The 19882-nt window shown below is 67.7% G+C and carries 23 protein-coding genes; 11 read left to right on the top strand and 12 right to left on the bottom strand.

Annotation, left to right across the window (positions count from 1 at the left end; genetic code table 11):
- Positions 1-169: 169 nt before the first annotated feature.
- A complete protein-coding gene (locus ACFVWG_RS19420; RefSeq protein ID WP_391544694.1) occupies positions 170-502 on the top strand; it encodes a hypothetical protein in 333 nt (110 codons plus the stop codon).
- A gap of 65 nt (positions 503-567) precedes the next feature.
- On the opposite strand, the gene ACFVWG_RS19415 is transcribed toward ACFVWG_RS19420, so the two are convergent.
- Positions 568-1308 (bottom strand): DinB family protein, encoded by a 741-nt coding sequence (locus ACFVWG_RS19415; RefSeq protein WP_391544693.1) that lies wholly within the window; start codon positions 1306-1308, stop codon positions 568-570.
- 162 nt (positions 1309-1470) lie between these two features.
- Here ACFVWG_RS19415 and ACFVWG_RS19410 point away from each other — a divergent pair, with 162 nt between their 5' ends.
- Positions 1471-1815, top strand: a complete 345-nt coding sequence (locus ACFVWG_RS19410) for a hypothetical protein (RefSeq protein WP_391544692.1) — start codon at positions 1471-1473, stop codon at positions 1813-1815.
- Here the strand turns inward: ACFVWG_RS19410 and ACFVWG_RS19405 are convergent, their stop codons facing one another.
- Positions 1816-2565: a DUF3626 domain-containing protein gene (locus tag ACFVWG_RS19405; RefSeq protein ID WP_391544691.1), complete on the bottom strand. Its 750-nt coding sequence runs from the start codon at positions 2563-2565 to the stop codon at positions 1816-1818. It lies immediately after the preceding gene.
- Complete coding sequence (locus tag ACFVWG_RS19400; protein ID WP_391544690.1) at positions 2562-2726, bottom strand: hypothetical protein; 165 nt, start codon at positions 2724-2726, stop codon at positions 2562-2564. Before ACFVWG_RS19400 ends, ACFVWG_RS19405 begins: the two co-directional genes overlap by 4 nt.
- A 64-nt stretch (positions 2727-2790) precedes the next feature.
- Between ACFVWG_RS19400 and ACFVWG_RS19395 the strand changes: the two genes are divergently transcribed.
- Positions 2791-3420 (top strand): AAA family ATPase, encoded by a 630-nt coding sequence (locus ACFVWG_RS19395; RefSeq protein ID WP_391544689.1) that lies wholly within the window; start codon positions 2791-2793, stop codon positions 3418-3420.
- Here ACFVWG_RS19395 and ACFVWG_RS19390 read toward each other — a convergent pair.
- Positions 3371-4522, bottom strand: a complete 1152-nt coding sequence (locus ACFVWG_RS19390) for a lipid II:glycine glycyltransferase FemX (protein ID WP_391544688.1) — start codon at positions 4520-4522, stop codon at positions 3371-3373. The genes ACFVWG_RS19395 and ACFVWG_RS19390 overlap by 50 nt on opposite strands.
- A gap of 239 nt (positions 4523-4761) precedes the next feature.
- Between ACFVWG_RS19390 and ACFVWG_RS19385 the strand changes: the two genes are divergently transcribed.
- Positions 4762-5616 (top strand): aldo/keto reductase, encoded by an 855-nt coding sequence (locus ACFVWG_RS19385; RefSeq protein ID WP_391544687.1) that lies wholly within the window; start codon positions 4762-4764, stop codon positions 5614-5616.
- A gap of 19 nt (positions 5617-5635) precedes the next feature.
- Positions 5636-6307: an HAD family hydrolase gene (locus ACFVWG_RS19380; protein WP_391544686.1), complete on the top strand. Its 672-nt coding sequence runs from the start codon at positions 5636-5638 to the stop codon at positions 6305-6307.
- On the opposite strand, the gene ACFVWG_RS19375 is transcribed toward ACFVWG_RS19380, so the two are convergent.
- The 3 genes from ACFVWG_RS19375 to ACFVWG_RS19365 form a co-directional block, all read right to left on the bottom strand.
- Positions 6285-6851 carry an isochorismatase family protein gene (locus tag ACFVWG_RS19375; protein ID WP_391544685.1) on the bottom strand — a complete coding sequence of 189 codons (567 nt, stop codon included), beginning with the start codon at positions 6849-6851 and terminating at the stop codon, positions 6285-6287. The two genes, ACFVWG_RS19380 and ACFVWG_RS19375, sit on opposite strands and share 23 nt — an antisense overlap.
- 74 nt (positions 6852-6925) lie before the next feature.
- Positions 6926-7216: a DUF1905 domain-containing protein gene (locus ACFVWG_RS19370; protein ID WP_391544684.1), complete on the bottom strand. Its 291-nt coding sequence runs from the start codon at positions 7214-7216 to the stop codon at positions 6926-6928.
- Positions 7209-8159, bottom strand: a complete 951-nt coding sequence (locus tag ACFVWG_RS19365; protein ID WP_391544683.1) for a helix-turn-helix transcriptional regulator — start codon at positions 8157-8159, stop codon at positions 7209-7211. Before ACFVWG_RS19365 ends, ACFVWG_RS19370 begins: the two co-directional genes overlap by 8 nt.
- Positions 8160-8279: 120 nt before the next feature.
- Here ACFVWG_RS19365 and ACFVWG_RS19360 point away from each other — a divergent pair, with 120 nt between their 5' ends.
- The 3 genes from ACFVWG_RS19360 to ACFVWG_RS19350 all read left to right on the top strand — a co-directional run bounded on the left by ACFVWG_RS19360 (position 8280) and on the right by ACFVWG_RS19350 (position 10864).
- Positions 8280-9176: a toxin-antitoxin system, toxin component gene (locus tag ACFVWG_RS19360; protein ID WP_391544682.1), complete on the top strand. Its 897-nt coding sequence runs from the start codon at positions 8280-8282 to the stop codon at positions 9174-9176.
- 63 nt (positions 9177-9239) lie between these two features.
- On the top strand, positions 9240-10082 hold the full coding sequence (locus ACFVWG_RS19355) for a hypothetical protein (RefSeq protein WP_391544681.1): 843 nt from the start codon (positions 9240-9242) through the stop codon (positions 10080-10082).
- The gene (locus ACFVWG_RS19350) at positions 10079-10864 is read left to right on the top strand and encodes an SDR family oxidoreductase (protein ID WP_391544680.1); all 786 of its coding nucleotides are present in this window, start codon (positions 10079-10081) and stop codon (positions 10862-10864) included. The genes ACFVWG_RS19355 and ACFVWG_RS19350 overlap by 4 nt, the downstream gene beginning before the upstream one ends.
- Here the strand turns inward: ACFVWG_RS19350 and ACFVWG_RS19345 are convergent.
- Together ACFVWG_RS19345 and ACFVWG_RS19340 are read right to left on the bottom strand one after the other, a co-directional pair.
- Positions 10845-11273: an OsmC family protein gene (locus ACFVWG_RS19345; RefSeq protein ID WP_391544679.1), complete on the bottom strand. Its 429-nt coding sequence runs from the start codon at positions 11271-11273 to the stop codon at positions 10845-10847. The genes ACFVWG_RS19350 and ACFVWG_RS19345 overlap by 20 nt on opposite strands.
- A gap of 41 nt (positions 11274-11314) precedes the next feature.
- Positions 11315-11965 carry an SDR family oxidoreductase gene (locus ACFVWG_RS19340; RefSeq protein ID WP_391544678.1) on the bottom strand — a complete coding sequence of 217 codons (651 nt, stop codon included), beginning with the start codon at positions 11963-11965 and terminating at the stop codon, positions 11315-11317.
- Between the two features lie 36 nt (positions 11966-12001).
- On the opposite strand from ACFVWG_RS19340, the gene ACFVWG_RS19335 reads away from it, so the two are divergent.
- A complete protein-coding gene (locus ACFVWG_RS19335; RefSeq protein WP_391544677.1) occupies positions 12002-12781 on the top strand; it encodes an alpha/beta fold hydrolase in 780 nt (259 codons plus the stop codon).
- A gap of 68 nt (positions 12782-12849) precedes the next feature.
- Here the strand turns inward: ACFVWG_RS19335 and ACFVWG_RS19330 are convergent, their stop codons facing one another.
- Positions 12850-14730: a propionyl-CoA synthetase gene (locus ACFVWG_RS19330; RefSeq protein ID WP_391544676.1), complete on the bottom strand. Its 1881-nt coding sequence runs from the start codon at positions 14728-14730 to the stop codon at positions 12850-12852.
- Between the two features lie 25 nt (positions 14731-14755).
- On the opposite strand from ACFVWG_RS19330, the gene ACFVWG_RS19325 reads away from it, so the two are divergent.
- Positions 14756-15676, top strand: a complete 921-nt coding sequence (locus ACFVWG_RS19325; RefSeq protein WP_391544675.1) for a threonine/serine dehydratase — start codon at positions 14756-14758, stop codon at positions 15674-15676.
- Positions 15677-16564: 888 nt separating this feature from the next.
- Here the strand turns inward: ACFVWG_RS19325 and ACFVWG_RS19320 are convergent.
- Positions 16565-17170, bottom strand: coding sequence for a rhomboid family intramembrane serine protease (locus ACFVWG_RS19320; protein ID WP_391544674.1), 606 nt, complete (start codon positions 17168-17170; stop codon positions 16565-16567).
- Between the two features lie 82 nt (positions 17171-17252).
- On the opposite strand from ACFVWG_RS19320, the gene ACFVWG_RS19315 reads away from it, so the two are divergent.
- Positions 17253-18482 (top strand): Cmx/CmrA family chloramphenicol efflux MFS transporter, encoded by a 1230-nt coding sequence (locus tag ACFVWG_RS19315; RefSeq protein ID WP_391544673.1) that lies wholly within the window; start codon positions 17253-17255, stop codon positions 18480-18482.
- Here the strand turns inward: ACFVWG_RS19315 and ACFVWG_RS19310 are convergent.
- On the bottom strand, positions 18424-19842 hold the full coding sequence (locus ACFVWG_RS19310; RefSeq protein WP_391544672.1) for an APC family permease: 1419 nt from the start codon (positions 19840-19842) through the stop codon (positions 18424-18426). The genes ACFVWG_RS19315 and ACFVWG_RS19310 overlap by 59 nt on opposite strands.
- Between the last annotated feature and the right edge of the window lie 40 nt (positions 19843-19882).

Raw genomic sequence — 19882 nt, 5'->3', positions numbered from 1 at the left:
GCCCCGGACGTGCACCGCCGAACGCGTCTCCGCCATCACCGACGACCTCGGCCGCGTCATGCGAGCCGTCCCCCGGCACCTCCGCCGTACGGTGTGACTGGGCTTCGCGTGGACCCGGTCAGCTGATACCAATGTGGGCAAGTATCCGATCCGCCTCAGTGGAGCGCTCATGAGTTATGGCCCGCCGCCTGGTCAACCCTGGACCGATCCGCATGGGCGTGGCTGGCCCGGCGGACCGCCCCCGGTCGAGCCTCCCAAGGGGGCCTGGATCGCGGCGCTCGCCTTGGTCTTGGGCGTTGTCGCGTGCGGGGTGTGGCTGCTGCCGATCAATCTGCAAGACATCCGCGCCTACTCGCCCTTGCCGTTCGCGTTGCCCGGGCTGGTCCTCGCGATCGTCGCCCTGACCGGACGCCGTCGCGGCAAGCCGATGGCCGCGATCGGTGTGGCCCTGTCTTGTCTGGCGCTGTTCCTCAGCTTGATCTTGTTCATGAACGGGTCCTGACCCCCGCCGTACTACGTGAGTGGCCGTCGTGCCGGGGCGGGTGGCGAGGCCGGTGACCGGAGTGATTACAGGGTGGCGAGGTCTCGGGTGGCGTAGCGGAGGTGTTCCCACTCCTCCTGGAGAATCGTGTGCAGGCAGGACAGCACAGTCTCTGGGTACTCCGGCGACCAGGGGTTCTTGCGGGCGCCGGCGAGCTCCTGCGTGGTGACGGTGGCCAGGTAGTCGCGGACCTGGGCGACGTGGTCGGCACGGACTGCGAGGACTTCGTCGTACGACGGTTTGGCCGTACTGAACACGGACATGTCGAGGCCGTCGGTCTCGTACTCGGCATTCGGCTGACCGATGGGGTGGAGCGGGTTCTCGATGCCGAGGATGGCGCCCCGGAACCAGGTGTCGGTCGCCATCACCAGATGGCGCAGGGTCTGCGCGAAGGACCACTCTCCGTCGACGGAGATGTCCGTCGTACCGGTCGGCATCGCTGCGACCTGCTCGAGCGTGGCGGCCCAGGCGCGTTCGAGCGCGGCCCACGCCGTACGCAAAGCTTCGGGGTCCTTGGCGCGGTGGAGTTCGCGGCCGGGGAAACGGCGGTTCAGTTCGGCGTCGACATACGGGGCGACGTCGACACCGTTCACGAACAAGGCGTTGTCACCGCCGAGCAGCCAGGGTGCGTCGATGTCCGCGCCCGCGACCTCGGCCGAGCGCAGGATCACCCCGGACAGGTCGCACCGGACGAACCGCGCTCCGGACAGGTTCACATCTGTGAACACGGCTTTCTGCAGGTCGTCGTTCTCCGTGAAAGCTGCCATGCGGGTCAGTCTCACACCCGGAGCCTCTCCGGACTAGCAACCGGCCAGGCGGCGGGGCGGTTGCAGGAAGCTGCAAGAGGTTTGGGGGGCTGGGAGAGCGGGCCTAGCGTGAACGGCTTGTTGGCCAAGAGGAGCCAGCACTCCAATTCGGGAGGACTGCGAATGTCGAACAAGATCATTGGACGGATCGCCGTGGCGGTGGCGATCACGGGAGCCTCGCTGGTGGCGGCGGCCGGTCCGTCGCAAGCCATCGACTGCACCCAGTACGGAACGAACAAGGACGGCGGGTTCCTTTACACCAACGGCTCGGTTCCCTACCACCGTGGACCGGCGGGCTCCTGCGCCTCGATCGCCCACTCGGGTAAGGCCGCTATCTGGTGCTCGACGTACAACCCCGACTCGGGCAACCTCTGGTACTACGCCCGCGACATCTCGTCGAACGGCATGGGCTGGGTGTGGGCCGGCAACGTGTCGAGCGTCGAAGGCTCGAACCACAAGCTCTGCTGATCAGGTCGCGCTGCCCACCCGGCCGAAATGAGCCAGGCAGTGCCACAGGTGTTTGAGGTCTTGGAGCGACTGGGTCCCGGCTCGGGCTGCTCGGCCGATCAGGTCGGGCGTAAGCACCGAGCCGAGGGACTCGGCCAGCGCGACGATGTGCAAACCCCGGTACGCCGGCCCGATCGCGGCGGGTCGGACCCGGAAGCCCGGGTGGTACTCGACCGGGCACCCGAGCCGCTCGGCGGCCGCGGCGATGGGTGTGCCGGCAAAACACGGATCCAGTACGACGGCCTCGGCGTCGGTGCTGAACCGGACGGGACCGTGGACTTGGGCTTCGACGGCGTCGTCGAGATCGCCCAGGGCTGATTCGTCAGCAAGGGTGCAGAGACGAGGGAGCGCTCTCCGGTCTCCGAAGTCGGTCGGTTCGTAGACCGAGTCCGGAAAGCAGAAGGTGGCGCGGTCGACCACCTCGGGACGCAGTCGCACGTAGGACGATCCGAAACGGACCGCTCCCCCGTACGGATCGGCGTGCCGGTTCCAGGCGCCGTACACGGGCCGGGCTTCGGCATGAGCGTCGTCGTACCGGCCGGAGAAGAGGCGGGACTCCCAGCGCCAGCGGTCACCGCCGGGGTGAGCGGTGAGACCGCCGTTGGAGGTGCCGGTGCTGAACTGGGAGCGGTAGATGCCGTCGGCAACCATCGAGTCGATCACCGTTCTGCCCTGGTACGGCCAGTCCGGGTGGAACTGCAGCGTGATCACCGACGGCGCGCGAGCAGGCGGACCAGACCGAGCAGCTCGCCTTGGAGTGGATGCGGTCCCATCGGTCGCTCGACGATCCAGTTCGGGTCGTAGCTGGAGCTCCGGGGATAGCGCTCTCTCGTGAGCGCGGTGCGCAGGTCTTGCTCGGTGGAAGGTGGCATCTGTTAGAAGATGACAGGACTCTCGCTGGCGCCGCAACGCAATTGATCCTGGAGGACGCACCGCATGACGAGTGGTCGGCTGATCGTCTTGATCGGTACGTCGAGTGCCGGGAAGTCGTCGACCGCGAAGCAGTTGCAGCTCCTGCTGCCCGAGCCTTATCTCCTGGTCGGTCTCGATCACTTCTACGACATGTTCCCGCAGGACTGGGGTGGTCACCGGCGTGGACCAGGCCCCGGGTTCTGGCAGGAGATGTTGACCGATCCGGACGGCAAGCCTCGGATCGTCACGCACTATGGCGATGCGGGCCAGCGCATGTTCGAGGGGATGCGGGCGGCCGTGCTGGCCCTGCTCGATACCGGGAATCACGTCATCCTCGACGACATGCCGGTCGACGAATCGATCGTGCCGGCCTGGCGGCGAGCGCTGTCCGGGAGAGCGGTCTACTGGGTCTCGGTCGAGGCGCCGCTGGAGGTGATCGAGGCGCGCGAACTAGAGCGGCACCACGGGCAGCATCTCGGCAACGCACGCGGACACTACGGCCTCGGACTGGACGGTGAGTTCGACCTACGACTGGATGCGGCAGCGCTCTCGCCGGAAGAGCGCGCTGCGGCCGTCGTCCAGGCCGCTTCAGAGAGCGGTTTCTTCAGCGACGGGAGCGGTAGCGCGTCATCGCGCGGAGGAGCACCTGATTGATCGGGCCGGGCAGCGGGCGTTCCCACTCGCCGACGGCTTGAACGAGTTCACCGCCGGTACCGAGCTTCCAGCGCAGCAACCCGAACGCGCGGTCCTCGGGATCGAGTGAGTCGGACACCCCACGCATGTCGTAGCGATCGGCGCCTAGCTGCTGGGCCTCGGTCATCATGTTCCACTGCAGGATGTGGCTCGGGCGGACCTCACGGTGGTGGTTGGCCGAGGCGCCGGACTGGTACCAGACGCGGCGGCCGACAACGTTCATCGTGTGAGCCGCGAGGACCTCGCCGTTCCAGGTGGACAGGTACAGCCGCATCCGGCCGTGCCGCTCGGCGTTCATCACCCGGTACTGGCGTTGGTAGTAGGCCAACGACCGGCCGAGCCGGAACCCGTTGCGGCGCTCGGTGGCCTCCAGCAACGCGAAGAACGCCGGGAGATCGCTCTCTGAGCCGCGCCGGATCTCGATCCCGGACCTCTCGGCCTTCTGGATGTTGCGCCGCCACTCCTTGCTGAGCCCACTCCACAGTTCGGCGTTCGTCCGCCCGCCGATCGGGACCTGGAACAGGTACCGCGGCTGCGCATCGCTCCCGGCTCCGTCCTCGCCGCCACGGCTCCAGCCGAGATCGCGCAGCCGATCAGCCACCGACGCTCCGACCGGTTCAACGACATCAGGCAGTACGTCGTCCACGCGGCGTCCCCGCCGTACGGCGCTCTTGAGGGTCGTTGCCTGCCAGCGTTTCAAGACCTCCGGTGGTCCGAGCCGGACCGCGAACACCTGGCGCCGATCCAGGTGTTCGAGCAGCGGATCCAGCCACCGCTCGAGCCGTGGATCGGCCCAGTCGATGTCCGGCCCTTCGGGGAGGTAGGCGTACCAGCGGGAGACGCCCGGCAGCCGGCGGTACAGCACCAGCGTCGTGCCGACGACCTCTCCGTCGCTGGTGCGCCAAGCCAGCAATTCAGAGCTCCACTCCGTTTTCACTGCCGCCCAGGAAGCGACCTGGAGAAAGCTCCGGCCACCGTGCAGTTCGGCCAGCGAATGGTATTCCGACGGAGTGATTACTCCGATCTGAAGTACTTCCGAACGCGTCCTGACCTCGGTCCTCACGGTGCCTCCCCAGCAGTCGCCTCTACCTACACAGACGTAGCGGGCGCGCGAAAAGTCACACGCGGGCTGGGGATCCGGGCTGGGATCCGGAGCGGGTCACCGGGTCCCGGGCAATAAAAAATCCACCCGAAAGGGTGGACTCGAAGTAATTCTTGTTTTATTCTGAGCGAATGCCCAATTGGAATGGAAATGCATTCCTACTAAGAAACATATCACCAGAAATTGCGAGGTGCAAGTCCATGGAGTTTTGGCGGGGAGTGCGACGGGTCGGGTTCGGCACGAAGCGGCTGGCCGGGTCCGGCGGCGGAACCGACGTCCGCGCCAAGGCCGTCTCGCTGATCCGGCGAGCGGTCGAACTGGGGGTGAACCACCTCGACACGGCCGCGTTCTACCCGAGCTACGCGCAGGGTGGGAACTCACACAGTTTCGAGTCCCTTGGCTGGGCGAACGACGCGATTCGCGAGGCACTCGCACCGGCGAACCAGGAGGTACTGATCGCAACGAAGGTCGGGCCGCAGATCAGCGGGCTGGCCCGCCCGGACGAACTGCAGGCTCTGGTGGAGAGCGATCTGCGCGCGCTGGGTCGCGACACAGTTGATGTCGTCTACCTGCGGCAGACCGGTCTGGAGTCGGTCGCGGAGCACTTCGGCGTACTGGCGCAGCTACGGGAGAAGGGACTCATCCGTGAGCTCGGGCTGTCGAACGTCCGGCCAGAACACCTCGAGCAGGCTCAAGAGATCGCGCCGGTCGTCGCCGTCCAGAACCGGTACGGCGTCGGCTTCGGCCGGGTCAACGACGAGCTGATCCGGATCTGCGGTACGCAGGGCATCGCCTTCGTCCCGTTCTTCGCACTCGCCGGCGCGTCGCGAGAGGCCGGTGGCGTGGAAGCATCCGACGTCGTTCAGCAATTGGCCGAAGCCCACCAGGCAACACCTGCCCAGATCCGGCTCGCCTGGACCCTCAGCCGCGGCGATCACATGCTCGCGATCCCAGGCACCAGCAGCATCGAGCACCTGAGCGAGAACCTGACCGCCGAATTCATCCACCTCTCCCCCACCGACATCGCCGCCCTCGACGCCGTACCGTCTAGCTAACCGATCTGGAGGTCGCCGCGTGCTCAAGATTGTCCTGTTCGACCTCGACGGCACCCTGGTCGAACAAGAGCACGCGGCGGCCCTGGCGGTCGTCGAGTGGGCCGCGCAGTACGGCATCACGGGCCCGGACGTCGTCGCCCGCTGGGCCGCAGTGTCGGATCCTCACTACCGGCGGTATCAGCGCCGGGAGGCGACCTTCGCCGAGCAGCGCCGTGCACGGGTCCAGGAGTTCCTCGGTCTTCAGGTCGACGACACCGAAGCCGACGCGATCTTCGACGAATACCTCTGGCGCTACGAGGCTGGCTGGCAGCTGTTCGATGACGCGATCCCCGCCGTACGACGCGCTCGCGCGGCGGGTCTGCGGGCCATGGTGTTCACCAACGGCAACACGGCCCATCAGCAGCAGAAGCTCGACCGCTTCGGGCTCACCGCGGAGATCGACGGTCTGATCTCGTCCGAACAGCTACCGGCCGGCAAGCCCGACCCGCGAGCGTTTCGGCAGGCGTTGGCCCTGACCAGCGTGGAGCCCGATCAGGCACTGATGGTCGGCGACTCCCTCACCAACGACGTGCAGGGTGCGCTCGCCGTCGGCATGGGTGCCGTCCTTCTGGCCAGGTCCGGCCAGCACGCCGACATCGGCGTACGGCGAATTGCCAGTCTCGACGAACTCAGCTGGCCGCAGGCACGCTGAATGAGAGCTCGGCAGCAGTCTGAACTCCCGCGGTCCGCCCTGGAGCCCGGTGGTACTGCCAGTAGAGGTTCGTGTGCGCGATCACCTTGTCCGGTGTCGGAGCGCCGTACTCGGACAGGTCCTCGGTGGTGTGCGCGTCGGAGACGAGCGTGACGTCGTACCCGCGCACGATCGCGCCGTGAAGGGTCGACCGGATGCACTCGTCCGTCTGAGCGCCAGTCACAAACAGCCGCCCGATCGCACCATCGGCCAGAACCGACTCGAGGTCGGTCTCCTCGAACGAGTCCGGAAAGGTCTTCGGAACAAGCCGCTCCGCAGGATCCCGCTTGAGCTCGGGAACGAACTGCCAAGCCTCGCTCTCCGGGACCATCTCCGCGTTCGAGTGCTGGATCCAGATCACCGGCACGGCTGCCGCCCGCGCGGCATCGATCGCGGTGTTGATGTTCGCCACCACCTGATCGCGCTCATGCGCGCCGGAAACAACCCCGTTCTGGACATCGATCACCAGCAAAGCCGCGTTCGGCCGATCAATCAGCGTGCTCATGTCGCCCCTCCTTGGATGGTGAACAAAGACGATAGCCGCGGCCTCCGACAGTTTTCGTCAGGTGCGCAGTTTTGTCAGGTGCGCAGCCGGAGCCGAACTGTGGGGGTGTCGCCGTCGTCCAGGTCTTCGGCCCGGCGGACAGCGGCCTTGATCGGGACGATGTAGTGGCCGTCCTTGGGGAAGAGCGAGGTCTCCCAGGTGCTGGCGCCGATCTCGGCATGGACCGGGATCATGCCCCAGCCGTAGCTGACGAAGCTGGACTCGGCCTCGAGGTAGGCGCACTCCTCGTCCGGGACGGTGATGAAGTACCAAGGCGCCGGGCCGCGCCAGAACCAGATCTCGCCCGTGAACTCCAGATCACGCATTGTTGCTCGCCTCCAGCAGTCGGGCCGCCAGGTTCCGGGCTGCTTCCTGCAGTTCCGGCGAGCCGATGATCCGGTACGGCGCCGGGAGCTCGGCCAGCTTGGCGACGTACCAGATCGGTTCATCGGTGCTGGCCACCAACCGGGTCTGGTCGTCGGAGATCGCCTCCAGCCGGCCCATGCTGCGGGCGATCCAATGCCGGATCTGATCGATCGGCGCATCGATGACGATCTCGACCGGATACTTCCAGCCCATCGCGAGATGCTCCTCGACGGCCGCCAGCGGATCGAGATCGGCCGGGGCGCAGAACTCGGCGCCGGTCTCCTCGACGCTCTTGACCTTGTCGGCGCGAAGCACCCGCTGGGCCTCCTTGGCGTGTGACCAGCACAGCAGATACCACCGACCCCGCCGTACGACGACCGCCCACGGGTCGACCTCCATCGGGCGGACCCGGTCCGGGCTGAGGGCGTAGTCGACGATGACGCGGCGTCGCTCGGTACTCGCAGCCACCAGGGCCGCGGTGATCGCGGGATCCGGCGTGCGGATCCCGGGGTCGGCGGCGCGGGCGCTGACCTTGCGGACGGCGTCGGTCGAGCGGGCGATCGGCTCGGGGAGAACGCGGATGATCTTCCCGAGAGCGCTCTCCACGGGATCATCGACGCCGCGCGGGCTCTCGAGAACGGCCATCACCAGGCCGAGCGCCTCGGCCGTGCTGAACATCAACGGCGGCAGCCGGAGACCGCGGCCGACCCGATAGCCGCCGTACGGGCCGCGGACGGACTCGATCGGGATCTCCGCCTCGCGCAGGATCGCGACGTACCGGCGGGCGGCGCGCTCGGAGACGCCGAGCTTGTCGCCGAGCTGCTCGGCGGTGATACCGGGCCGGTTCTGGATCAGCTCGAGAACCGTCAGCGTTCGCGCGGTCGGGCTCACGTCGTGTGCCATCGGCCTCCGTTCCGGAAGGAGTTCGTCCGGTACAAAAGGCTAGCGGAGAGAGTAGTTGACTCCGAAGGTGAGTAAGGTTCGGGAGTTCGTCTTTCAGGCTTCTAGTCCCAGGAAGTTCCCGTGACCACATCACCACCGCAGCCGCCGCAGAACCCGACCGGCGGCCAGCCCGGCAATTACGGTCCCCCGCCGGAGCAGTTCCCGCAGTACACCCAGCAGCCGGCACCGCAGCAGCCCCAGTACGGCCAGCCCCAGCAGGGGCAGCCGCAGGACCAGGGTCAGTACGGACAGCCACAGGCCCCGTACGGACAGCAGCAGCCGGGGCCGTACCAGCAGCCCTTCGGACAGCAGGGCCAGCCGGGACAGCAGTTCCCGCAGCAGGGCCAGTTCCCCCAGCAGGCGCAGTACCAGCCGGGCACCTGCCGCTTCTGCGGTGGCTTCCCCGCGGTCGACGCGACCGTGCGCGGCCACCAGGGCATGCTCATCATCATGCGCTGGCTCAAGCTGACCGGCCCGTTCTGCAAGACCTGCGGTACGGCGTCCGTCCGCGACATGACCGCGAAGACCATGGTCCAGGGCTGGTGGGGTGTCGGCTCGGCGATCATCACTCCGTTCGTGATGCTGTCGAACATCGGCCCGGCGCAGAAGTTCAAGCAGTTGCCCGAGCCGCAGGGTGCCCAGCGTCAGCCGATGAACCCGGGCAAGCCGCTGTTCAAGCGCCCGCAGGCGCTGATGCTGCTCGCCCCGATCGCGATCATCGCGGCGATCGTGATCGGCAACATCACCACCACGACCACCAGCGAGGCGACCGTCGGGTCGTGCGTGGTCAACAAGGGCTCGGACTCCGACCCGAACGTGAAGGTCGTCGACTGCAGCAGCTCGGACGCGCAGTACCGGGTCGTCGGCAAGCTGAGCGGCACGGACGACAGCGCCTGTGAGCAGTTCCCCGGCTACGAGGCGTCGTACACGAAGCAGGAGCGGTACAGCAGCTACACGCTCTGTCTCGGCGCGAAGTGACCCTGACGGGCCCGGCCGGAAAAGGCCGGGCCCGATCGGCCCCTGCTGTGGCAGGGTGACCGCGTGACTCTGACCGTCCTCGGAATCGACGTACCGCCGGCACTGCTCGACAAGTGGGTCGGCTGGCAGGCCCCCGATGAGCAGCCGTTCTTCCTCACCCCGCAACAGGCCGAGGTTTTAGGCCTCGAGGGCACGAGCCGAAAGCCCAGCGCCGAGGACCGCGACACCTTCTGGACGTACGCCGTCGACAAGTCCGCGAGCGTGATCGTGTGGCTGGGCGAGGCGCAGTTCGCTGCGCTCGACAAGCCGATCCGTGCTCAGTTGGTGCGGGCGCAGGTTCGTCATGGCCGTGGCTCGGTTCCGACCGTCCGCAAGTGGCAGGGACTGCTCGGCCCTGAGCTCAGAGCGCAGGCCGACGGACACCGCTTCGTCTGGTGGAAGTCGCTGCTGGAAAAGCATGCGGACAAGATTCTGCCGGAGATCGTGAGCGAGGACCTCGGGCCTAGCAGGCACGCCGAGGTCACCGATTGGCCCGCCTCCCTCCCCCGTGCCCGGGAACTCGCCGGCACGTTCGCTGACGGCAGCGGACCGAACTGCTTCGGCACGGTCATGGCAGCCGCCGGGATTGAGAGCGCGGAAACAGTGTGGATGATGTGTGAGCCGTTCGAAGGGTGGCTGGCCGCGCACACCGTCCCGGGCGGCCGCGACGACGAGCCCGGCACCGTCCTGCTGTGGCGTGGCGAGGACCGCGTGCAGCACGCCGCGATCACGATCGGCGACGGCTGGGTGCTGCACAAGCCGGGACAGTCATGGCGGCTGCCTCGCAAGATCCGCACCGTCGCGGAGGTACGACGGGCCTCGCGAACCGTAGGCTCGAGGTTGACCCGTCATAGGGTGATTGGGTGAAGCTCCTGGTGACCGGCGCGGCCGGACTGCTCGGTCGTGAGGTCGTCCGGCTGGCCGACCACGACGTCGTACCGACCTATCACTCGGCGCCAGTCGACGGTGGCGTGCGGCTCGACGTCCGCGATCGGGGCGAGGTCGAGGCGGTGATCCGGCGGGTGCAGCCGGATGCGATCATCCATGCCGCGTTCAAGCAGGACGACTGGGCGACCACCGCGCACGGTCCCGCCAACTTCGCGGTCGCGGCGCGCGACGTCAGGTTCGTGTTCGTCTCGACCGACGCGGTCTTCGGCGGCGGACCAGACCCGTACGACGAGGACGCCCCGCCGAGCCCGATCACGCCGTACGGCGCAGCGAAGGCGGCCGCGGAGACCGCCGTACAGGTGTTTCATCCGAATGCTGTTGTCGCGCGGACGTCGTTGATCGTCGCAAGCGCGGGGAGTTCAGAGTCGGAGCTGCTGACTCATGCGCTGGCCGATGGGGCACCGGGTGCATTCTTCAGCGAGAACATCCGCTGCCCGGTGCACGTGAGCGACTTGGCGGCCGGACTGCTTGAGCTCGTCGAGTCCGATCACACCGGCATCGCGCATCTCGGCGGACCCGAGGCGGTCAGTCGGCTGGAGCTCGGGCGGCTGATCGCCATCCGCGACGGCCTCGATCCGGATGCGCTGCCGGCGTTGCCCGGCGCGATCTCGCACATCCGGCTCGACAGCACGCGGACGCAGCACCTGCTCAAGACCAGGCTGCGTCCGGTGCGGGAGTTTCTCAGACCACTTCGGTCGTGACCGGCGTACCCAGCTCAACCGTGCGGCTGACCGTGCACAGGCGATCGTGCGACATCTTGACCGCGCGCGGCAGCGCCTCGCGGGCCTTGTCGCCCTCCTCGCCCTCAGGGAACCGGATCGTGAACTCGACCGCGAGGTTCTCCATCCGGTTGCCCTCGTCGGCGTCGCGGACCTTGTCACCGCGGACCACCGCGCTGAACTCGGTCGGTTCCGCGCGCCGGCTGACGACGATGTCGACGTCGATCGCCGAGCACGTCCCGATCGCGGCCAGCAGCAGTTCGACCGGCGTGAAGTCGGTGTCGTCCTCGCCACCGGAGCCCACGGTGATGCTGCCGCCGCGCGCATTGGTCACCCGGTAACTGCTGTTCGCCACGCGTTCGAAACCGACCTGGCGCAGTGAGTCGCCCATAACCGTCACAATCTGTTGCCCCAGGCAACGTCAGAGGAACGTCAGAGATTCGCGAGTGCCTCGGCCGCCGGCGTGTCCCCGGCGATCAGCTCCAGGATCCGGCCGATCGAGGCCGTCGTCGTACAGAGCCCGGCGAGCACCAGCGCGACGTCGTCCCGGCTGATGCTGCCGTACCCGGTCTTGTCCGCGATCAGGATCCGGCCGGTGCCGGCGTCGTTGGTCAAGGCCCCGGGCCGGAGGACCGTCCAGTCCAGGTCGCGGCCGCGCAGGTCGTCCTCGGCCGCCTTCTTCGCGCGCAGGTAGATCTTGAACGACTCGTCGGCATCGATCGTCTCGGCCCGGTCCGCGCCCATCGAGCTGACCTGGATGTGGCGCCGTACGCCGGACTGCACGGACGCGTCGGCGAACAACGCCGCAGCACCTCGATCCACGGTGTCCTTGCGATCGTTCCCGCTGCCCGGACCGGATCCCGCGGAGAAGATCGCGACGTCGGCCTGCTTCAGTACGTCGGCCACCGCGTCGGCGTCAGCCTGCTCCAGATCCAGTACGGCGGCCTGACCGCCGGCCGCGGCGATATCGGCCTCGTGATCGGGGTTCCGCACCAGCCCGACCACCTCGTGCCCGTCATCACTCAGCAGCTTGGTCAGCCGGAGGGCGATCTGCCCGTGTCCACCCGCAATCACGACTCGCATACCGGCAGCCTAGCTCGCGTCGGGCAGACTGGGCGGGTGCCGTATGCAACAGCACTTGATGGTGTCCGGATCGGTTATCAGGTCAGTGGCGAGGGACAACCGCTGATCCTGCTGGCTGGTCAGTCCAACAATCACACCTGGTGGGACCCGGTGCGCGCCGACTTCACGTCGGCCTATCAGACGATCACGCTCGACTGGCGTGGTACCGGGATCAGTGACAAACCGGACGAGGTCTACAGCACGCCCGGCTTCGCCGAAGATGTCGTGGCCGTGCTCGACGAACTCGGCCTGCCGACCGCTCATATCTACGGAACCTCGATGGGCGGGCGGGTCGCGCAGTGGGTCGCGATCAACCACCCGGAGCGCGTCGACGCACTCGTTCTCGGCTGTACGTCGCCTGGGCCGGCTCACGGATATGAGCGGAGCGCCGAGATCCGGCGTGCCTTGGCGGACCCGGTGCAGGGCGGTCGGGTGCTCGTCGACCTGATGTACACGCCGCAGTGGCGAGCCGGGAATCCCGGTCCGTATCCGGTACTCGGTGATCGCGACATGCCGCCGTACGCGAAAGGCCGGCACCTGGTGGCCAGCAACAAGCACGAGGCATGGGATCGCCTGCCCGACATCATCGCGCCAACGCTCATCCTGCACGGGTCGGAAGACATCTTCAGCCCGGTCGCCAACGCCAAGGTCCTGGCCGACCGCATCCCCGACTCCCGCGCCGAGATCATCCAAGGCGCCCGCCACGCCTACTTCCACGAGTTCCAGGCGGTGGCAAGCCCACTAGCCCTCACCTTCCTGGCGGACCGCCACCACTGATCAACCCTGCACGCCGCGACCCGTCCCCGCCTGAACGAGGACCCGCGAGACCCTCTGGCCGAGGTTGGTCAGTGGCTGGGGTCTGCCCGAAGGATCGGGCGGAGGGTTTCCAGGACGGCGGGGTCTTCGATGGTGGACGGGATGGGTTCGGTGCGGCCGTCGGCGATGTTGCGCATGGTCTTACGGAGGATCTTCCCGGAGCGGGTTTTGGGCAGGCCTTCGACGACGGAGACGTCCTTGAAGGCGGCGACTGGGCCGATCTCTCGGCGGACGGCGGCGACGAGTTCGGCCTGGAGGACGGCGGGGTCGATGTCGGCGCCGGCTTTGAGCACGACGAGGCCGCGTGGGAGTTGACCCTTCAGGGCGTCGTGGACGCCGATGACTGCGCATTCGGCGACGGCGGGGTGGGCGGCGAGGACGGCTTCCATGGCTCCGGTGGAGAGGCGGTGGCCGGCGACGTTGATGACGTCGTCGGTGCGGCCCATCACGAAGACGTAGCCGTCCTCGTCGAGGTAGCCGGAGTCACCGGTCAGGTAGTAACCGTCGTACCGGCTGAGGTAATTGTCGACATAACGCTGGTCGTCACCCCACAGGGTCGGAAGGGCGCCGGGTGGCAGCGGCAGCTTGATCGCGATCGAGCCCTCCTCCCCCGCCGGCAGCTGTACGCCGGTGCTGTCGAGAATCTGCACGTCCCAACCGGGGACCGGGACAGTGGCTGAGCCGGGCTTGGTCGGGAGCGCTTGGAGGCCGCGGAGGTTGGCGACGATCGGCCAGCCGGTCTCGGTCTGCCACCAGTGGTCCACAACCGGTACGCCGAGATGCTCGTGGGCCCAGTGGTACGTCTCGGGGTCGAGGCGTTCGCCGGCCAGGAAGAGCGTACGCAGGCTGCTCAGCTCGTAGTCGGCGGCCAACTTCGCTTCGGGGTCGACCTTCTTGATCGCGCGGATCGCGGTGGGAGCGGTGAAGAGAGCGCTCGCTCGATGCTCAGCGATGACGCGCCAGAACGCGCCGGCGTCCGGCGTACCGACTGGTTTGCCTTCGTAGAGGACGGTCGTCGCGCCGACCAGGAGCGGCGCATAAACGATGTAGGAGTGGCCGACGACCCAGCCGACATCGGACGCGGTCCACCAGACATCACCAGGCCCGATGTCGTAGATCGCGCGCATCGACCAGGCCAGCGCGACCGCGTGGCCGCCGTTGTCCCGTACGACGCCCTTCGGCTTCCCGGTCGTGCCGGACGTGTAGAGGATGTACAGCGGATCGGTTGCCGCGACCGGTACCGGATCTACCGGTGACGCGTCGAGCGTGGCCCAGTCGAGATCGCGCTCTCCGAGCGTTGCTTGTACGGCGGGGCGCTGCAGCACGATCGTGTGTTCGGGCTGATGCGTGCTCAGGGTCAGCGCTTCATCGATGATCGGTTTGTACTCGACCACGCGGGTCGGTTCGATCCCGCACGACGCGGACACGATCACCCGCGGTGTCGCGTCGTCGATCCGGGCCGCGAGCTCCTTCGGGGCGAACCCACCGAACACCACCGAGTGGATGGCGCCGAGCCGCGCGCACGCCAGCATCGCGATGACGGCCTCGGGCACCATCGGCAGGTAGACGATCACCCGATCGCCCTTGCCGACGCCCAGCCCGGAGAGCGCTCCCGCGAATCTCGCAACCTCATCGCGGAGTTCGGCGTACGTGAACGTCTGCGAACTGCCGGTCACCGGTGAGTCATGGATCAACGCGACCCGGTCACCGTGGCCGGCCTCGACGTGCCGATCCAAGCAGTTGTACGACGTGTTGAGCTCCGCGCCGGGGAACCAGCGATAGATCGGTGCGGCCGAGTCGTCGAGTGCCCGGGTCGGTGGAGTCGTCCAGGAGATCGCCCCCGCGGCGTCCAGCCAGAATGTTTCCGGGTCGTCCAGGCTCTGCCGGTAACTGTCCTCATACGCGCCCATGCCAGCATCGTGGCAGGGTTGACACATGACGGTAAATGTCGAGGACGTGCGAGCTGCAGCCGAGCGGATTCATGGACGGGTACGACGGACCCCGGTGATCGAGGTCTCCCCCGGGCTCACGTTCAAGCTCGAACTGCTCCAGCACACCGGCTCGTTCAAACCGCGCGGAGCCTTCAACCGCCTGCTCCTCGCGAAGGAGACCGGCGAACTCACGGGTCAGGGCGTCGTCGCAGCGTCCGGCGGAAACGCGGGTCTCGCGTCCGCCTACCCTGCGCGTGAACTCGGCGTACCGGCTCGGATCTTCGTTCCTGTGAACGCACCCGCGCCCAAGGTCGCGAAGCTGCGCACGCTCGGCGCGGACGTCGTACAGGTTGGGAACGAGTACGCCGAGGCCTTCGCAGCCGCGGTGATTGCCCGCGACGAGACCGACGCGCTGCTCGTACACGCCTTTGACCAGCCCGAGATCGTCGCCGGCCAAGGCACCATCGGCCTCGAACTCCTCGAGCAGGTCGACCGCTTCGACACGGTCCTGGTCGCGGTAGGCGGCGGAGGCCTGGCCGCCGGAATCGCCGCCGCCCTCGGCGACCGCGCCAAGGTCATCGGCGTCGAGCCCACCCAGGCCCCCGACCTCCGTCGCGCCCTCGAAGCCGGCCAACCGGTCGACGGCCCGGTCGGTGGCATAGCGGCCGACTCCCTCGGTTCCCGCCGCCTCGGCGACATCGCCTTCGCTATCGCCAAGCGCGAAAACATCGGCTCCCTCCTCGTCGAGGAAGAAGCGATCATCGCCGCCCGCCTGAAGCTCTGGCACGACTACCACCTAGCCGTAGAACACGGCGCCGCCACCGCCTACGCCGCCCTCCACTCGGCTGTCTACCAACCAGCCCCTGACGAACGCGTAGTAGTCCTGGTCTGCGGAGCCAACACCGACCCCACCACCCTCACCTGACGCTAACGTCCGAAAGACCGGAGGCACCGTCTCCGGTCTTTCGGACGTTAGCCACCTTTCCGCCGGTTAGCGGGTGATCACTGCCGCTGCGTGGCCCTGGTGGACTCCGCAAACCTGCGCCCGACGGCGTACCCGGTAGTTGCTCGCCGCTGCGGCCGATTTCCTGAAGACGGATGGCCCGGCACGGCGGTGGCTGAGGGGGATGGTGCGGTTGGCGACCGCGTTTCCGTTGCTTGGGCTTCCGGGCTGTGGCTGAGGTTCGAGATGCGCGTTAGTTGGTGAGTTTTAGGGACTCGGCGACGAAAATCCACCAATTAGCGAGGAATCCCAGGCGCGGCCGCACCCCCGGCCCCCGAGCGCCCCCGGGCCTCTGCCATCTGATGGGTTAACCCATGAGGTGGTGGGCTTTGGACTCGCATGCGGGTGCAGAACCCACAAGCTCATGGGTGAACCCATCAGATGCGGAGGGGGGCGAGGGCCTGTGCGGGAGCGTCCGCCACGGTGGGTCACTTTTCAGGCCTCGTCGCTACTGGCCGCAACCGAAGCCCGGAAGGCCAGGCAACGGGCACGCGGTCGCCGACGGATCCATCCCCCTCAGCCACGCGCCGGGCCCCAGCCACCCGCCACTGTAAATCGGCCGCAGCGGCGAGCAACCACAAGCCCACATCCCCGGCCGCAGACGGAATGGCGAGCAACCAAACGCCGTACGCTGCCGGGCGCACCATCCCCCTCAGCCCAAGACAGCCCCAGCCACCCGTCTCTGTAAGCCGGCCGCAGCGGCGAGCAACCACAAGCCCACATCCGGCCGCAGACGGAATGGCGAGCAACCACCTCGCCGTACCGGCCCGGCCGCATCCGAGCGGCGGCCCGAGCCGCCGGCGTAGAGCGTTAGCGGGGTTTGGGTTTGTCGTCGGCTAGGAGCCAGGCGGCGAGGATGCCGGCGATGGCGCCGAAGAGGTGGCCTTGCCAGGAGATGCCGTCTTGGGGCAAGAGGCCGCCCAGGAGGGCGCTGCCCCAGACGCCGATGACCAGTACGCCGACGAGGACTTGGGTGAGGCGGCGGTTGAAGATGCCGCGGGCAACGAGGTAGGCGGCGTAGCCGAAGACGACGCCGCTGGCGCCGATGGTGATGGTGTTCGGTGGGGAGATCAGCCAGGTGCCGAAGCCGCCGATGATCGCGACGACGGCGGTGACTGCGGCCAGGCGGGCGGCGCCGCTGAGGGCGATCAGGGCGCCGAGGGTGACCAGGGGCAGGGTGTTGGAGATCAGGTGACCGAAGCCGAGGTGCAGGAACGGCGAGGTGATGATGCCGATCAGGCCCTCGGGGTCGCGGGCGATGATGCCGTACCGGTCGAGGCGGCCGTTGAGAGCGGTGTCGATGACCTCGCTGAGCCACATCAGCCCGACCAGCACGGCGAGCAGCTTCAGCCCACTCCCGATCCGGGAGGTGTCGACCGCCCGTCCGGTCCGTCGCGCGGGTGTCTGAGAGCTCATGCCCCAACGATGCCGTATTGGACCAAGTCTCAAGGCGCGGCGGGCGCGGCGACAGCGCAGCGTGATCTCTGGGATACTCAAGGTGGCTGTCGAGGGGTTTGGGGGAATCGCGATGCCGGTCGCCGTCTATGTGCTCGGGTTGAGCATCTTCGCGCAGGGAACGTCCGAGCTGATGCTGGCCGGACTGCTGCCCGAGCTGTCCACGGACCTCGGCGTATCGATCCCGGCCGCGGGCCTGCTGATCTCGGCGTTCGCACTCGGCATGCTGCTCGGCGCCCCGATTCTGGCCGTGCTGACACTGAAGTGGTCTAGGCGGACGGCGCTCCTGCTGTTCCTCGGCGTCTTCACCCTGACCCACATCGCGGGCGCCCTCACCCCGAACTACGCCGTCCTCCTCGCGACCCGGATCGTCGGTGCTTTCGTGTACGCCGGGTTCTGGTCGGTCGCCGCGGTCACAGTGGTCGCCCTTGTCCCGGCCAACCGCCGGGCACGCGCGATGAGCATCGTCACCGGCGGTCTCACGATCGCGACCATCGTCGGCCTGCCGATCGGGACCGTGCTCGGTCAGCACCTCGGCTGGCGGGCCGCGTTCTGGACAGTCGCCGGGTTGTGTGTGCTCGCGATGATCGGCGTCCTGCGGACCATCCCGGGCGGCAAGCCGGATCCCGCCGCAGCACCGCGGTTGCGCGAGGAGCTCAAGGTCCTGATGAGCCCCCGGTTGTGGCTCGCGTTCGCCACGACAGCGCTGGTGACCGCGTCGATCCTGGTCGTGTTCAGCTACCTCGCGCCGCTGCTCATCCAGACCACCGGGTTGCCGGCAGGCGCCGTACCGGGGGTGCTCGCGCTCTACGGCCTCGGCTCGTTCATCGGGATCGCGATCGGCGGCCGGACCGCGGACGCGATGCCGTTCCACACGCTCTTCACCGGGATCAGCGGGCTGGTCGTCCTGTCGGCCGTGCTCGCGCTGACCGCGAGCAGCCCGATCGTGGCGGTCGCGGCGATCTTCCTGCTCGGTGGGTTCGGCTTCGCCGTGAACCCGGCCCTCAACGCGCGGGTCTTCAGCCTGGCCGGGGACGCCCCGATCCTGGCGACCGCGACGAACTTCTCGTCGTTCAACATCGGCATCACGCTCGGGCCGTGGCTCGGTGGGCTCGCGATCAACGCGGGAGCGGGGTATCGCTCCCTCGGCTGGATCGCGGTCGTCACCGGGCTCACGGCCCTCGCGACGGTCGTGGTGGCCGCCTATCTGCCGGTCAGTTCACCGGACCACTCTGGTCAAGGTGTGACGGATCGAAGTCGGCCTTCCGCTTGAACACGTACTTGTTCAGCGCCCAGGTGAGCGCCCACAGCGCGACACCGACGACCATCAGGTAGCCGGCGATCTTGTAGTCGGCCGACGCCCGACCCGACAGCGGGCTGGCCAGGTAGACGCACAAGACAGAGCCGATCACCGGCAGCGCGGTCGGTGCGTGGAAATGCTTGTGTTCGACCTTGTCCCGGCGCAGCACCAGTACGGCGACATTCACGATCGCGAAGACGCACAGCAGCAGGAATGCCGTCGTGCCGCCGAGAGCCGTCAGGTCGGCGTACCCGATCAGGACGAAGGCCAGCGCGGTGGTGAAGAAGATCGCCACGTACGGCGTCCGCCGCTTGTGCAGGACACGGCCGAGCGGACCCGGCAGCACCTTCTCGTGCGACATGCCGTAGAGCAGGCGGCTGGCCATCAGCATGTTGATCAGCGCCGAGTTGGCCACCGCGAACATCGTGATCCAGGCGAAGATCTCGAGCGGGAAGCCCGGGGCGCCGGCCTTGATCACCTCGAGCAGTGGCGCGTCGCCCTCGCTCAGCTTGTCCGGCGGTACCAGCGCGATCGCGGAGATCGCGACAGCCACATAGATGACGCCGGTGATGCTCAGGCCGAGCAGCATCATCTTCGGGAAGATCTTGACCGGGTCCTTGGTCTCCTCGGCCATGTTCACCGAGTCCTCGAAACCGACCATCGCGAAGAACGCCAGCGCGGTCGCCGCGGTGACGGCGCCGAACGGCGACTCCCCGTCCGGCACGTTGAACTGGGTCAGCCGCGAGGTGTCGCCGTCACCGCTGATCAGCGCCCAGGCACCGACCCCGATCACGATCAGCAGACCGGTCAGCTCGACGATGGTCATGACGACGTTCGCCTTCACGCTCTCGCCGACACCGCGCAGGTTCACGACCGCGATCAGCGTCATGAACGCGAGCGCGGTGATCAGCAGCACCGAGCCGTGGCCCTTGCCGATCCCGACCGCGGTGAAGAAGTTCGCCGCGAACGACTTCGAGGCGGTGGAGGCCGAGGTCAGTCCGGAGCACATCACCGCGAAGGTGAGCAGGAAGGTCAGGAAGTGGATGCCGAACGCCTTGTGCGTGTAGACCGCCGCGCCGCCGGCCTTCGGGTACTTCGTGACGAGCTCGAGGTAACTGGTCGCGGTGAGCATCGCCACGATGAACGCGCACAGGAACGGCAGCCAGACCGCACCTCCGACCTGACCGGCCACCTTCCCGGTCAGCGCGTACACGCCGGTGCCGAGGATGTCGCCGACCACGAACAGCAGCAACAGGCCGGGACCCATCACCCGTTTCAGCTCCGGCCGGTCGCCTGCTGCGGGCGCAGTCGTGGCGCCTGCAGTGTCGCTCATTGTGCCTCCCTGGATTCGGTGCGTCAGTGGACCCTATCCA

The organism is Kribbella sp. NPDC058245, from assembly GCF_042882005.1.
GTDB lineage: Bacteria > Actinomycetota > Actinomycetes > Propionibacteriales > Kribbellaceae > Kribbella.
Note: the sequence above shows the minus strand (reverse complement) of the source record. Positions and strands in the feature narration are given on the sequence as shown.